Raw genomic sequence first — 13,315 nt, 5'->3', positions numbered from 1 at the left:
GTCTTCGTCGGCGCCGTCGACTTGTTGCGGTTGGCCATGAAGCGGTCGAACTCGTCCTGGTCCTTGGCGCGGCGCAATTCGCGGGCATACTCGTCGAACTGGGTCAGCATCTCGTCGAGCTTGCGGCGCTCTTCGTTCAGGCGCTCAAGTTCCTTTTCGCGCCAGTCGTCGAAAGCGACGTTGCCGGTGCGGGCGGAGCCATTGCCCCAGCGTGCGGCCTTGTCGGAACCGCGGCGGCAGCCGGCGAAGATGCCGTCGGTCGCGCGGTTGACGTCACGCTTGAAGCCGTCGAGGCGGTCGCCCCAGATGATGTAGGCAAGCATGGCGAAGCCGAGTGGCCAGAACACCATGAAACCCACAACCATCAACGCGATGGTCGCCGGCGTCCAGGCCGGACGGATCAATGCAGATGTGTTCATTTTCTCCCATTCCTTCGGTTGGAGACAGCCAAACCCGGCTGCGTGGAATCGAAATGGGAAGGAGAAAACGGCGATTCAAGACAATGTCCGCCAAAACCGGACAAGCAACTGAAATGATTATCGCTTTTTGAGCCTATCGAGGAAAAGCACGACCAGCCCGGCAATCAGGCCCCAGAATGCGGCACCAACGCCGAACAGCGTCAGCCCGGACGCGGTGACGACGAAGGTGACGGTGGCGGCCATGCGATCGCCCTCGTCCTTCAGCGCGATCGACAGCGCGTTGGCAAGCGACGCCATCAGCGCCAGACCCGCCACCAGCACGATCAGGCTCTGCGGCAGCACGGCGAAGATCGCCACCAGCGAAGCGCCGAAAATCGCGAAGACGAGATAGGCAAGCGCATAGAACGGTCCGGTCTTCCAGCGCTCGGCAGGGTCGGGGTGGACGTCCGGCCCGGTGCAGATCGCCGCCGAGATCGCCGCCAGATTGGTGGTCGAGCCGCCGAATGGCGCCGACAGCAGCGAAAACAGGCCGGTGACGCCGATTAGCGGGCCTGGCTCCGGATGGTAGCCGGCGGCGCGCAGCACGGCCAGGCCGGACAGGTTCTGCGAGGCCATGGTGACGAGATAGAGCGGTAGTGCCAGGCCGATCATCGCCTTGGCGGTGAAATCAGGCGCAATCAGCGTCAGCGTTGACAGTTCCGGTGTCGGCAGGCCGCCGACACGGCCGGTGAGGAACGCGGCGAGGCCACCGCCGATCAGCACCGCCAGCACCGACAGGGCCGGATTGAACAGCCGGATGACGAAGAAGGCCGCAATCAGCGGCAGGATCAGCCACGGGTCGACAGGAATGGTCTTCACCGCATTGAGCGCGAAGGTGACGACGATGCCGGCCAGCATGCCGGAGGCGACCGAGGGCGGTATCCTCGAGATCAACTGCGTCAGGGGCCGGAACAGGCCGGTGGCGATCAGAAGGATGCCGGTGACGATGAAGGCTGCGACGGCCTCGCCCATCGAAAAGCCGCTCGAGGCCGCGATCAGCGCCAGGCCCGGCGTCGACCATGCGGTGATGACGGGCATTTTCGTGCGCCAGGACAGCCACAGGCTCTCGATCGCCATGGCCAGGCAGATGGTCGTAACCCAGCTTGCCGTCTCGATCTGCGTCGCGCCGACTGCCTTGGCGGCGGCGATGACGATGGCCAGCGTGCCGCCAAAGCCGACGATGGCGGCGACGAACGCGTGTATCGGAATGGAAAGGCGCATCAGTTTCCCCTCTGCGCCATCGCGTCGACGGCCCGCACCAGCATGTCGAGATCCTGCGGCCGCGACAGGCGGTGGTCGCCGTCAGGGATCAGCGACAAGGTCACGTCGTCGGCCGGCAGCAGGCTGACCAGCTTCAGCGCGTGGCTTGCCGGTACGTCCGCATCGGCCAGTCCCTGCAGGATGTGCACCGGGCAATGCGTGTCGATCGGGCCTGTCATCACCAGGTTGTTGCGTCCGTCCTCGATCAGCGCGCGCGTGTAGATGTAAGGCTCGGCGGAATAATCCGACGGCTCTTCGAAGAAGCCTTTCTCCGTGAGGTCGCGCTTCTGCGCCTGCGTCAGCACCGGTTCGACCAGTTCGGCGGTAAAATCCGGCGCCGGCGCCAGCAACACCAGGCCAGCGACCTTGCTATCGCCTGCCTTGCGCAATTCCTGCACCATACGCAGCGCGATCCAGGCGCCCATCGAGGAGCCGACCAGGATTTGCTTGCCCTTGGTGAAATGCCGGAACACGGCAAGGCTCTGCGCAAGCCATGTCGAAATCGTGCCGTCAGCAAAGGCGCCGCCGGATTCACCATGGCCGGAATAATCATGGCGCAGGAAGGCGCGGCCTTCTCTTGCCGCCCAGTCCGACAGCACCTGCGCCTTCGTGCCCAGCATGTCCGATTTGTAGCCGCCGAGCCAGACGATGCCGGGCGCGGAGCCAGCATTATGGCGCACCGCGATGCGTGGTCCGTCGACATCCAGAAAGATTGGGGGCGTGGCGTTCATGGCTTTTTCCTCAAGCCGGTCTTGTGACACAGCCTGTGGCGTGGCGAAAAGTGCTCGCGGTGTTCTTTGTTTGATGCAGGGCAGCGATCAGGGTGATTTTCTGTCAATGCTGTGCTATTGACTCCGCCCGAGCGCTCACCACATTGGCGCGTCCACGCATCAACACTGACAAACCCTGAACGAAACGGCCAAGGAGACCACGACCATTCGCAGACCTTTCAAAGCAGCGGCGCCGACCAAGGATGGCCCGCGCTCCAACCGTGACATCCGGGTTCCCCGGGTCCAGCTTATCGACGCCGAAGGCCAGAACCGCGGCGATGTTTCCATCAACGACGCATTGCTGCTCGCGGAAGAGGCTGGGCTGGATCTCGTCGAGATATCGCCCAATGCGGTGCCCCCCGTCGTCAAGATTCTCGATCTTGGCAAGCTGAAATACGCCAACCAGAAGAAGGCGGCCGAGGCGCGCAAGAACCAGAAGGTCATCGAGATCAAGGAGATCAAGATGCGCCCGAACATCGACAGCCATGACTACGAGACCAAGATGAAGGCGGTTCGCCGCTTCTTCGAGGAAGGCGACAAGGTCAAGCTGACGTTGCGGTTCCGTGGCCGCGAGATGGCGCATATGGAACTCGGCATGCAGCTCCTGAACAAGGTCCGCGAGGAAGTGGCGACGATCGCCAAGGTCGAGGCGGAACCGAAGCTCGAAGGCCGCCAGATGATGATGGTGCTGTCGCCGCGCTAAGGTGCTGAATATCAACACACCTTGGATCACGAAGACGTCAGGCCTGATTATCGCGCTTAAATCCGCCTGAATCACATCCCAAGGCGTCCCGGCGATCGGCGGGACGCCTGTTTTCTTGGCCGAAGCTGCGATCGCCGGCCAAACTCCTCGACGATCGGATTCCACCTTGGACAAAGAACTCAAATACGGGCTGGGTAACTACCAGCATACGCGCAGGATGGTGCTTACCGGGCTCGTGGCCGTCCTGTTCGCAGCGTTGCTATTTGGCCAATCGACGTTTCCGCCCGACACACCAGTGCATGAGTCGATCGAAATGTTTGGCGTGCTGCTGATTTTTCTAGGCATCGTCGGGCGCCTTTGGGCGACGCTCTACATAGGTGGGCGCAAATCTTCCGAGGTGGTGACCGGCGGGCCTTACTCGATCACCCGCAACCCACTCTATGTGTTCTCGACCGTAGCCGCAGCCGGCGTTGGCGCGCAGATCGGCTCGTTCACCGGCATCATTCTCTTCGGGCTTTTGTGCGCCGGCGCTTTCCACATCGTCATCCTGCGCGAGGAGAAATTCCTTAAGGAAGCACTCGGCGCGCCGTATGCGGCCTATCTGGCGCGGGTGCCGCGCTTCTTCCCGAAATTGTCGCTCTACCAGGAGGGCGATACGGGCAGCTTCAAGCCGCGCCTGCTGTTGACCACGCTGCTCGACGGCCTGGTGTTCCTGGTCGCGCTGCCGGCCTTCGAACTGATCGACGGCGCCCAGCAGTCGGGCATGTTGCCGGTCTGGTTCACGCTCCCCTGACTGGGGACAGAGCGTCGCACGAGCTGAGGTGTTGCGCAGCCGCCGTCTTTGACGTATAGGACCGCCGTTCAAGAAAACCGCCCGGCAGGGCATGCCGTGGCGGTTTCATTTGCTTTTCGGGCTTTGGTCGGCCCGAAGCGAACAAGAAGCGCGATAGTGCGCCAACGATACGGAGTAGCAAAATGCCCAAGATGAAGACCAAGTCGGCCGCCAAAAAGCGGTTCAAGATCACAGGTACGGGTAAAGTCCTGTCGGCTGCGGCCGGCAAGCGTCACGGCATGATCAAGCGTTCCAACAAGTTCATTCGAAATGCCCGCGGCACGATGGTTCTGGCTGAACCGGATGGCAAGAAGGTCATCAAGAATTTTCTGCCGAACGGCCTCTAAGGCATTCGGTTCGGACACGTTTTAAGGAGATCATGACATGGCACGCGTAAAAAGAGGCGTCACCTCGCACGCCAAGCACAAGAAGGTCCTGAAAGCCGCCAAAGGCTTCTACGGCCGCCGCAAGAACACCATCCGCATCGCCAAGCAGGCGGTGGAAAAGTCGATGCAGTACGCGTATCGCGACCGCAAGAACCGCAAGCGCTCGTTCCGCGCGCTGTGGATCCAGCGCATCAACGCCGCGACGCACGAGCATGGCCTGACCTATGGCCGCTTCATCGACGGCCTCAACAAGTCGGGCATCGAGATCGATCGCAAGATCCTGTCGGACATGGCCATCCACGAGCCGCAGGCTTTCGCAGCCCTGGTCGCCAAGGCCAAGGTGGCGCTCGAATATCTGAAGAACACCACGCCGAACGCTTTTGAAAGCGCTGTCGCCTAAGACCAGCGCTTCCCAAGCATTCGCAATTCTGATTTGGGGAACCCGCGCTGGCACGGCTGGCGCGGGTTTTTCTTTTGCCTGATGTAACCAAAATGGTGACACGCCCGGTGATGGTGGTCGCCCGATCGAGAGAGCTTCGCCGTGAACGCCACTGCTGGAAATCTTGAAGCCCTGGAAGATTCACTTCTGGCCGACATCGCATCGGCCGCCGATGAGCCGGCCATAGAGGCCGTGCGCATCGCTGCCTTCGGCAAGAAGGGCACCGTGTCCGAGATGCTGAAAACACTTGGCGCCATGACCGCCGAGGAGCGGCAGGTCAAGGGTCCTGTTATCAACGGCCTCAAGAACCGTGTCACCGACGCGCTGACGGCCCGCAAGGCCGAGTTGAAGGATGTGGCGATCACCGCGCGCCTCGCCGCCGAAAAGGTCGACGTGACGCTGCCGGTGCGGCAGTCGCCGGCCGAGCGCGGCCGTATCCATCCGATCAGCCAGGTCATCGATGAGATCGCGGCGATCTTCGGCGATCTCGGCTTCTCCATCGCCGAAGGGCCGGATATCGAGACCGACTACTACAATTTCACCGCGCTGAATTTCCCCGAAGGCCATCCGGCGCGCGAAATGCACGACACCTTCTTCTTCCAGCCGGACGAGAAGGGCGAGCGCAAGCTTTTGCGCACGCACACCTCGCCGGTGCAGATCCGCACCATGGAGACGAAGAAGCCGCCGATCCGCATCGTCATTCCTGGCAAGACCTACCGGCAGGATTCGGACGCCACCCACTCGCCGATGTTCCATCAGGTCGAGGGGCTGGTGATCGACAAGACGGCCAACGTCGCCAACATGAAGTGGGTGCTGGAGGAGTTCTGCAAGGCCTTCTTCGAGGTGCCGCAGGTGAAGATGCGCTTCCGGCCGTCCTTCTTCCCGTTCACCGAACCGAGCCTCGAGGTCGACATCCAGTGCGACCGCTCGCGGCCCGGCGAAGTGCGCTTCGGCGAAGGCTCCGACTGGATGGAGATCCTCGGCTGCGGCATGGTGCACCCCAATGTGCTGCGCCATGGCGGGCTCGATCCGGACGAATATCAGGGCTTTGCCTGGGGCATGGGCATCGATCGCATCGCCATGCTGAAATATGGCATGCCGGACCTGCGCGCCTTCTTCGACGCCGACGTGCGCTGGCTGTCGCATTACGGTTTCAGGCCGCTCGACATGCCGACGCTGTTCGGGGGCCTAAGCGCATGATAGCGCCGCACACCGGCGGCTGCCGCTGCGGCGCCGTGCGGTTCGAGGCCTTGGCCGAACCGCACCATGTCAGCTATTGCCATTGCGGCGATTGCCGGCGGGCCAGCGGCGCGCCGGTCTCGGCCTTTGTCGGCTTCCTGGTCGATCAGGTCGCGTTCACCGGCAAGGCGCTGAAGATGTACGAGAACGGCCCGGTGACGCGCTCGTTTTGCGGTATCTGCGGCTCACCCATCGCCTATGTCGACGAGCGGCTGGAGGACGACATCTACTTCATGCTCGGCGCCATGGACAGGCCGGCCGATTTTGAGCCGACGCTGCATGCCTATGTCAGCGAGCAGCTCCCCTTCCTGCATATGTCCGACGACCTGCCGAGACATCTGAAAACAAGCGTCAAAAGACCAGACGGAACAGTCCCATGAAATTCACCCTCTCCTGGCTCAAGGACCACCTCGAGACCGACGCCTCGCTCAACGAGATCGTCGAGCGGCTGACCTCGATCGGCCTCGAAGTCGAGCATGTCGACGACAAGTCGAGCCTGAAACCCTTCGTCATCGCCAGGGTGCTGACCGCGGTTCAGCACCCCGATGCCGACCGCCTGCGCGTGCTCACCGTCGATACAGGCGACGGCAAGGCGCCCGTGCAGGTGGTGTGCGGTGCACCCAACGCCCGCGCCGGCCTGATCGGCGCCTTTGCCGCGCCCGGCACTTATGTGCCCGGCATCGACGTGACGCTGACGGTCGGCAAGATCAGGGGCGTCGAAAGCCACGGTATGATGTGTTCCGAGCGCGAGCTGGAGCTGTCCGACGAACACAACGGTATCATCGACCTGCCTGAGGATGCGCCTGTCGGCACCAGCTTCGCTGCTTACGCCCACCTCGACGATCCGGTCATCGAGATCAACCTGACGCCGAACCGGCCGGATGCCACCAGCGTCTACGGCATCGCCAGGGATCTGGCGGCGAGCGGGCTTGGCCGCCTCGTCGGCGGTGCCATCATGCCGCATGCCGGCAGCGGCATGTGCCCGGTCAAGGTGACGATCGTGGCGCCGGCACTCTGCCCCGGCTTCGCGCTGCGGCTGGTCAAGGGCGTCAAGAACGGCCCGTCGCCGAAATGGCTGCAGCAGCGGCTGATCGCCATTGGTCTCAGGCCAATCAGCGCGCTGGTCGACATCACCAATTACGTCACCTTCGACCGCGGCCGTCCGCTGCATGTGTTCGACGCCAGCAAGGTTGCCGGCAATCTGACCGTGCGCCGCGCGCGCGATGGCGAAAAGGTACAGGCGCTCGATGGCCGCGAATATACGCTGACGCCGGAGATGTGCGTCATCGCTGACGACAATGGCGTCGAGTCGATCGCCGGCATCATGGGCGGCGAGCATTCGGGCTGCGACGAGAACACGACCGATGTGCTGATCGAATCCGCCCTTTGGGACCCGATCACCACCGCCCGCACCGGCCGCACGCTCGGCATCATCACCGACGCACGCTACCGCTTCGAGCGCGGCGTGGACCCTGAATTCATGGTGCCCGGCGTCGAGCTGGCGACCAAGCTGGTGCTCGATTTCTGCGGCGGCACGCCGACCGAGATCGAAGTGGCCGGCTATACCGAACACAAGCCGAAGATGGTTGCCTTCCCTATTTCGGAAGTGAAGCGGCTGACCGGCATCGAGGTTCCCAAGGCGGAAAGCCTCGACATCCTGACGCGCCTTGGCTTCAAGCCTGAGGGGTCGGGCGATGTCGTCAACGTCGCCGTGCCGTCCTGGCGCCCCGATGTCGACGGCAAGGCCGACCTGGTCGAGGAGGTGATGCGCATCCACGGCGTCGACAACATCGCACCGCAGCCGCTCGGCGCGCATGACGCGGTCAACGCAAAGATACTCACCACGCTGCAGGTCCGTACCCGCACCGCCAAGCGCGCGCTTGCCGTGCGCGGCATGATGGAGGCCGTCACCTGGTCGTTCATTCCGGCCAAGCACGCTGAACTGTTCGGCGGTGGCCAGACGGCGCTGAAGCTCGCCAATCCGATCGCCGCCGACATGTCCGACATGCGGCCGTCGCTGCTGCCGGGGCTGATCGCCGCTGCCCAGCGCAATGCCGACAAGGGTATTGGCGACGTGGCGCTGTTCGAAGTGTCGGGCACATACGAAGGCGATGGCGCCGACCAGCAGCGGCGCGTGGCCGCCGGTGTGCGCCGCGGCACCGCCAAGCTCGACGGCTCCGGCCGCAACTGGGCCGGCAATTCAGGCCCGGTCGGTGTGTTCGACGCCAAGGCCGATGCGATCGCCGCATTGGAAGCCTGTGGTGCACCGGTCGAGCGGCTGCAGATCGAGGCCGGCGGTCCGGCCTGGTATCATCCCGGCCGTTCCGGCACGATCAAGCTCGGCCCGAAAACCGTGCTCGGCACCTTCGGCGAATTCCATCCGAAGACGCTTGAGGGTCTCGATGTTTCCGGGCCGCTGTGCGGCTTCGAAGTCTTCGTCGATGCCGTGCCGGAGCCGAAGGCCAAGCCGACGAAGACCAAGCCCAGGCTCGATCTCTCCGCTTTCCAGGCGGTCAAGCGCGATTTCGCCTTCGTCGTCGACAAGTCGGTCGAGGCCGGCACGCTGGTTCGCGCGGCCCTTGCGGCCGACAAGAAGCTGATCACCGCTGTCTCTGTCTTCGATATTTTCGAAGGCGCTTCGCTCGGCGAGGGCAAAAAATCGATCGCCATCGAAGTGTCGATCCAGCCGGTCGAAAAGACGCTGACCGACGAGGATTTCGAGGCGCTGGCCAAGCGCATCATCGAGAATGTCGGCAAGCAGACCGGTGGTGTGCTGAGGGGCTAATAAACTTGCGAGCAGATGGCGAATCGTCCTCCAAAGGGCGATGGACCATCTGCGTTATTCCGGCCTTCCTTTTGAAGAACAGCGCGTGGCGTTCCTCGCCATCGTGTCGGCGGATCCGCTGGTCCGCGACGCGTTGGCGCGAGCTCGCGAATTCGACCTGCCCGACTGGCTGATCGTTTCCGGCGCGCTCTACAACAGCGTTTGGAACCATCTGACCGGCAAGCCGTCGGGCTACGGCATCAAGGATGTTGATCTCTTCTACTTCGATGACAGCGACCTGTCCTACGAGGCGGAGGACGCGGTGATCCGCCGGGCGGCGGCGCATTTCGAAGGACTGCCGCTGCCGGTGGAGGTGCGCAACCAGGCGCGGGTGCATCTCTGGTATCTGCAGAAGTTCGGACAGCCGTGCCCGCGCTATTCGAGCGCCAGCGAACCGCTCAGCTATTTTGCTTCGAAGACCCATGCGGTCGGGGTCCGATACGACGCTGACGGGCAGCTGGAGCTGGTGGCGCCGTTCGGGTTCGACGATATGTTCTCGTTTCGCATCACGCCCAACCGGGTGACGGACAATCGGCGGACACATGAGGTGAAGGGCAGACGCGCCCAGGAGTATTGGCCGGAGATCACTGTCGTGCCTTGGTAGGAAATGTCGGCGGGACAGCGCCCCCCTCTGCCCTGCCGGGCATCTCCCCCACTTTGGGGGAGATTGGCAGCTTCGCAGTCCTGCCCTTCTTTCGGCGCCGGCGATTGGCGAAAGCCGGCGTGACATCCAATCTCCCCCCAAGTGGGGGAGATGTCCGGCAGGACAAACGGGGGCGCTTCGCGCCAACGTCTCCCACCTTCTGCACTGCGCCGCGCATGAAAAAAGGGGCGCCGAAGCGCCCCTTTCGATTACTCACCAGTTTTCACCCATTCACCAGCGCCAGCAGCTCCTCGGTGTAGCGCTTGCCCACCACCTTGTCGGGCGACAGCGCGTCACCAATGGCCTGCACCTCGGCAGCGCTCAGCGCGATCCCGGCCGCCGCCGTGTTCTGCTCGAGATGGCGGATTTTCCGCGCGCCGGGGATCGGCACGATGAACTCGCCCTGATGCAGCACCCAGGCCAGCGCCAGCTGCGCCGAGGTCACGCCCTTTTCGGTCGCCAGCTTTTCCAGCGTGGCGATGACAGCCGCATTGGCGGCCATTGCGTCGGCCTGGAACCGCGGCAGGCTGCGGCGCCAGTCATCGTCGCTCAAGGCCTCAGGCTTGGCGATCGTGCCGGTCAGCAGTCCACGGCCGAGCGGGCTGTAGGGAACAAAGCCGATGCCGAGCTCGCGGCAGACGGCGAACACCTCGTCTTCCGGGTCGCGGCTCCACAGCGAATACTCGCTCTGCACGGCCGATATCGGATGCACGGCATGGGCTCGGCGGATGGTCGCGGCACTCGCCTCCGACAGGCCAAGCGCGCGCACCTTGCCCTCGCGAACCAGCTCGGCCATGGCGCCGACCGTATCCTCGATCGGCACGTTGGGGTCGACGCGGTGCTGGTAGTAGAGGTCGATGACGTCGGTGCCCAGCCGCTTCAGCGAGGCCTCGGCCACCGCCTTGACGTGCTCGGGGCGGCTGTCGACGCCAGCCATGCGGTCGAGGCCGGTACCTTCCTCCAGAATCTTGAAGCCGAATTTTGTCGCGATCGTCACCTTGTCGCGAATGGACTTCAGCGCCTTGCCGAGCAGGATCTCGTTCTCGTAAGGGCCATAGACTTCCGCAGTGTCGAAGAAGTTGACGCCGATATCGACGGCGCGGTGCAGCGTGGCGATCGCGTCGGCTTCCGCCTGGCCGCCATAGGCGAAGCTCATGCCCATGCAGCCGAGGCCGACCGGGTAGACGTTCAATTCAGTTCCTAGCTTGCGGGTTTGCATCACGCGTCTCCTTATTGCGATGCAAAGGAAATAGCGCCTTGCACTGTGTTCGATAATCATCTCTCATCTGCACAGTCTGTTCTAAAAAGTAGATCAATGAATCGAGCCCATCTTTCCCAGCTAGCCGTGCTGGCGACTGTCGCCCAATGCGGCAGCTTTCGCGGCGCCGCCAGGGAACTCGCCATCGCGCCATCGGCGGTCAGCCATGCGGTGTCCAGCCTCGAGGCGCGGCTTGGCGTTCGCCTCCTGTCGCGCAGCACACGCAGCGTCGCGCCCACCGAAGAAGGTGCGCAATTGCTGGAGCGGCTGCGGCCGGCGCTGTCGGAGATCGATCTGGCGCTGGAGACGGCGGTCGAGGCGCGCGACCGGCCGGCTGGGAATCTACGGCTGAGCGTGCCACGCACGGCAGCGCATCTGGTGCTGACGCCACGGCTGGGCGCCTTTGCGGCGGCCTATCCCGACATCGTGCTGGAGATCATCATCGAGGACCGCTTCACCGACGTAGTCGAAGGTGGCTTCGATGCTGGTGTCCGGCTTGGCGAGAGCCTTCAGCGCGACATGATCGCGGTGCGGATCGGGCCGGACATTCGTGGCGCGGTGGTCGGCGCGCCGGTCTATTTCGAGGCCAACCCGAAGCCGCGCCACCCGCGCGATCTGGCCGGCCACCGCTGCATCCGCTTTCGCTTCTCCAGTGGCATCCTCTACCGCTGGGAATTCGCGAAGGGCGGCGAGGAGATCGAAATCTCCGCGCAAGGGCCCCTGATCCTCGACGAGGACCATCTGATCGCGCAAGCAGCGGCCGACGGCGCCGGGCTCGCCTTCGTCTTCGAGGACTATGTCCGCGCACCGCTGGCCGACGGCAGGCTGATCCGCGTGCTGGAGGACTGGTGCCCGTCCTTCGACGGGTTCTTCGTCTACTACCCCAGCCGCCGCCAGATGCGGCCGGCGCTCAGGGCCTTCGTCGATTTCTTCAAGGTGAGCGGATAGAGCGGGCTCGCCCTCCCTCTTGTGGAAGAAAACCGGCATCCCGCTCGTTCACCAACGATGCAAACATCGATCACCAACAGCACGACCCGCTACGGCTGGGGCGCGATCCTCCTCCACTGGCTGATTGCGCTGATCTTCATCGGCCAGTTCGGGCTCGGCTTCGTCATGGTGCGGCTGACCAGCCAGCGCACCGCCTTCGAATTGATCCAGCTGCACAAATCCTTCGGTTTTCTGCTGCTCGGTCTGGTGGTGCTGCGCATCGCCTGGCGCCTTGGCAATGTATGGCCGCCACTGCCGCGCTCGATCGGAGTCCTGGAGCGTCGCGCCGCACCACTGGCCCATTTTGCGCTCTACGCGTTCCAGCTTGCCTTGCCGCTGTCCGGCTGGGCGCTGGTGTCGGTTTCGATGCTGGAGATCCCCAGCCTGCCGTTCAATCTGTTCATCATGCCGAACCTGCCGCTGGCCGAATCGGATGGCGCCGAAAGCTTCTGGGCGGCGGCGCATTGGTATCTCGCCTATGCCGGCATCGCCCTGGTCGCTCTCCATGTCGCGGCGGCACTGCGGCATCATTTCCAGCTCAGGGATAGCGTGCTCACGCGCATGATCACGCCTTCGTCAGGTCAGGAATAGAGCGGGCAGTTCATTCGTTCGTGGGGGGTGAGGGCGCAGGAAATGCGCTGCCTCCAACAAGGAACACCCCCATGTACACGCGCATCCTCGGATTTGCGGCGGTCGCCGCTTGCCTTGCCATGCCTGTCTCAGCGGCCGTCGCGCTTGGTGACGCCGCCGGCAGCTATTCGATCAGCCCGGCCAGCTCCAGCATCCGCTTTTCCATCGGCAAGGTCGGCGGCGGCGGCCTCAATGGCGCGTTCGCCCGCTTCAAGGGCTCGATCCGTATCGACAACAGCGATGTCGGGCGCTCGCAGGTTAATTTCACCATCTTTCCCGAAAGCGTCGGCACCGGCCAGGGCCGCATCGATGCCTTCCTGCGCTCCGACGCGGTGTTCGATGCTGCCAACAGCCCGGAAATCCAGTTCCGCTCGACCAGCGTGACCCGAACCAGCGACACCACGGCCCTTGTCACCGGCCGGCTGACGGCGCGCGGCAAGACGTTCCCTGAAAAATTCACGGCCGAGCTTGGCGGTCTCAAGGCCGGCACGATAAAATTCCATGTCACCGGCAAGGTGCTCAGGTCACGCTACGGCATGGATGTCGGCACGCCGATCTATTCGAACATCGTCGACTTCGACATGACGCTGATGGGCAAACGCGGCTGACCTTGTCATTGGCTTTTCTCCTGTTTTCGGGCAAACCTCATCGCCTGTAATCGCGATGGAGAAGCCTGATGTTCCGATGGGGTGTGTTGTCGACGGCCAAGATCGGCCGCGAGCATTTGTTGCCGGCGATGGTCGAGGCGGAGAACGGCGTGCTGTCGGCGATCGCCAGCCGCGACCTGTCGAAGGCCAAGGCGCTTGCCGAGCGCTTCGGTGCACGCCATGCCTTCGGCTCCTATGAGGAACTGCTTGCCTCCAACGAGGTCGACGGCGTCTACATC

At 63.5% G+C, this 13,315-nt stretch carries 16 protein-coding genes; 12 read left to right on the top strand and 4 right to left on the bottom strand.

The genetic code is table 11. From position 1 onward, the window contains the following. The 3 genes from EN935_RS06965 to EN935_RS06955 form a co-directional block, all read right to left on the bottom strand. Positions 1-419 (bottom strand): DUF2852 domain-containing protein (locus EN935_RS06965; RefSeq protein ID WP_127373231.1); only part of this gene is annotated, 419 nt, incomplete at its 3' end. 117 nt (positions 420-536) lie between these two features. Continuing rightward, positions 537-1,679: a benzoate/H(+) symporter BenE family transporter gene (locus EN935_RS06960; protein ID WP_127263180.1), complete on the bottom strand. Its 1,143-nt coding sequence runs from the start codon at positions 1,677-1,679 to the stop codon at positions 537-539. Next, positions 1,679-2,449, bottom strand: coding sequence for an alpha/beta hydrolase (locus tag EN935_RS06955; RefSeq protein WP_126067295.1), 771 nt, complete (start codon positions 2,447-2,449; stop codon positions 1,679-1,681). Before EN935_RS06955 ends, EN935_RS06960 begins: the two co-directional genes overlap by 1 nt. Positions 2,450-2,654: 205 nt before the next feature. Here EN935_RS06955 and infC point away from each other — a divergent pair, with 205 nt between their 5' ends. The 8 genes from infC (at position 2,655) to EN935_RS06915 (ending at position 9,515) form a co-directional block, all read left to right on the top strand. After that, positions 2,655-3,191 carry a translation initiation factor IF-3 gene (gene infC / locus EN935_RS06950; RefSeq protein ID WP_013528312.1) on the top strand — a complete coding sequence of 179 codons (537 nt, stop codon included), beginning with the start codon at positions 2,655-2,657 and terminating at the stop codon, positions 3,189-3,191. A gap of 166 nt (positions 3,192-3,357) precedes the next feature. Beyond that, complete coding sequence (locus EN935_RS06945; RefSeq protein WP_127263179.1) at positions 3,358-3,984, top strand: isoprenylcysteine carboxylmethyltransferase family protein; 627 nt, start codon at positions 3,358-3,360, stop codon at positions 3,982-3,984. A 182-nt stretch (positions 3,985-4,166) separates the two neighbouring features. Next, positions 4,167-4,370, top strand: a complete 204-nt coding sequence (gene rpmI / locus EN935_RS06940; protein WP_006201248.1) for a 50S ribosomal protein L35 — start codon at positions 4,167-4,169, stop codon at positions 4,368-4,370. Positions 4,371-4,407: 37 nt separating this feature from the next. Then, on the top strand, positions 4,408-4,809 hold the full coding sequence (gene rplT, locus EN935_RS06935; protein ID WP_023672281.1) for a 50S ribosomal protein L20: 402 nt from the start codon (positions 4,408-4,410) through the stop codon (positions 4,807-4,809). A gap of 141 nt (positions 4,810-4,950) precedes the next feature. Continuing rightward, a complete protein-coding gene (pheS, locus tag EN935_RS06930; RefSeq protein WP_109666929.1) occupies positions 4,951-6,048 on the top strand; it encodes a phenylalanine--tRNA ligase subunit alpha in 1,098 nt (365 codons plus the stop codon). Next, on the top strand, positions 6,045-6,467 hold the full coding sequence (locus tag EN935_RS06925; RefSeq protein WP_109666927.1) for a GFA family protein: 423 nt from the start codon (positions 6,045-6,047) through the stop codon (positions 6,465-6,467). The genes pheS and EN935_RS06925 overlap by 4 nt, the downstream gene beginning before the upstream one ends. Continuing rightward, positions 6,464-8,872, top strand: coding sequence for a phenylalanine--tRNA ligase subunit beta (pheT, locus tag EN935_RS06920; protein ID WP_127373230.1), 2,409 nt, complete (start codon positions 6,464-6,466; stop codon positions 8,870-8,872). Before EN935_RS06925 ends, pheT begins: the two co-directional genes overlap by 4 nt. A 40-nt stretch (positions 8,873-8,912) precedes the next feature. Then, entirely contained in the window at positions 8,913-9,515 is a 603-nt protein-coding gene (locus tag EN935_RS06915; protein ID WP_127263177.1) for a nucleotidyltransferase family protein, read from the top strand. 262 nt (positions 9,516-9,777) lie between these two features. On the opposite strand, the gene EN935_RS06905 is transcribed toward EN935_RS06915, so the two are convergent. After that, positions 9,778-10,773: an aldo/keto reductase gene (locus EN935_RS06905; protein ID WP_127263176.1), complete on the bottom strand. Its 996-nt coding sequence runs from the start codon at positions 10,771-10,773 to the stop codon at positions 9,778-9,780. Between the two features lie 96 nt (positions 10,774-10,869). On the opposite strand from EN935_RS06905, the gene EN935_RS06900 reads away from it, so the two are divergent. The 4 genes from EN935_RS06900 to EN935_RS06885 all read left to right on the top strand — a co-directional run. Further along, complete coding sequence (locus EN935_RS06900) at positions 10,870-11,760, top strand: LysR family transcriptional regulator (RefSeq protein WP_126067301.1); 891 nt, start codon at positions 10,870-10,872, stop codon at positions 11,758-11,760. 57 nt (positions 11,761-11,817) lie between these two features. Continuing rightward, positions 11,818-12,390, top strand: coding sequence for a cytochrome b (locus EN935_RS06895; protein WP_127373229.1), 573 nt, complete (start codon positions 11,818-11,820; stop codon positions 12,388-12,390). Between the two features lie 71 nt (positions 12,391-12,461). Beyond that, on the top strand, positions 12,462-13,037 hold the full coding sequence (locus EN935_RS06890) for a YceI family protein (protein WP_109666913.1): 576 nt from the start codon (positions 12,462-12,464) through the stop codon (positions 13,035-13,037). Between the two features lie 68 nt (positions 13,038-13,105). Next, the coding region (locus tag EN935_RS06885; RefSeq protein ID WP_164771033.1) for a Gfo/Idh/MocA family oxidoreductase at positions 13,106-13,315 on the top strand (210 nt) is incomplete at its 3' end.

It is taken from the genome of Mesorhizobium sp. M7D.F.Ca.US.004.03.1.1 (assembly GCF_003998635.1).
Lineage (GTDB): Bacteria > Pseudomonadota > Alphaproteobacteria > Rhizobiales > Rhizobiaceae > Mesorhizobium > Mesorhizobium loti.
Note: the sequence above shows the minus strand (reverse complement) of the source record. Positions and strands in the feature narration are given on the sequence as shown.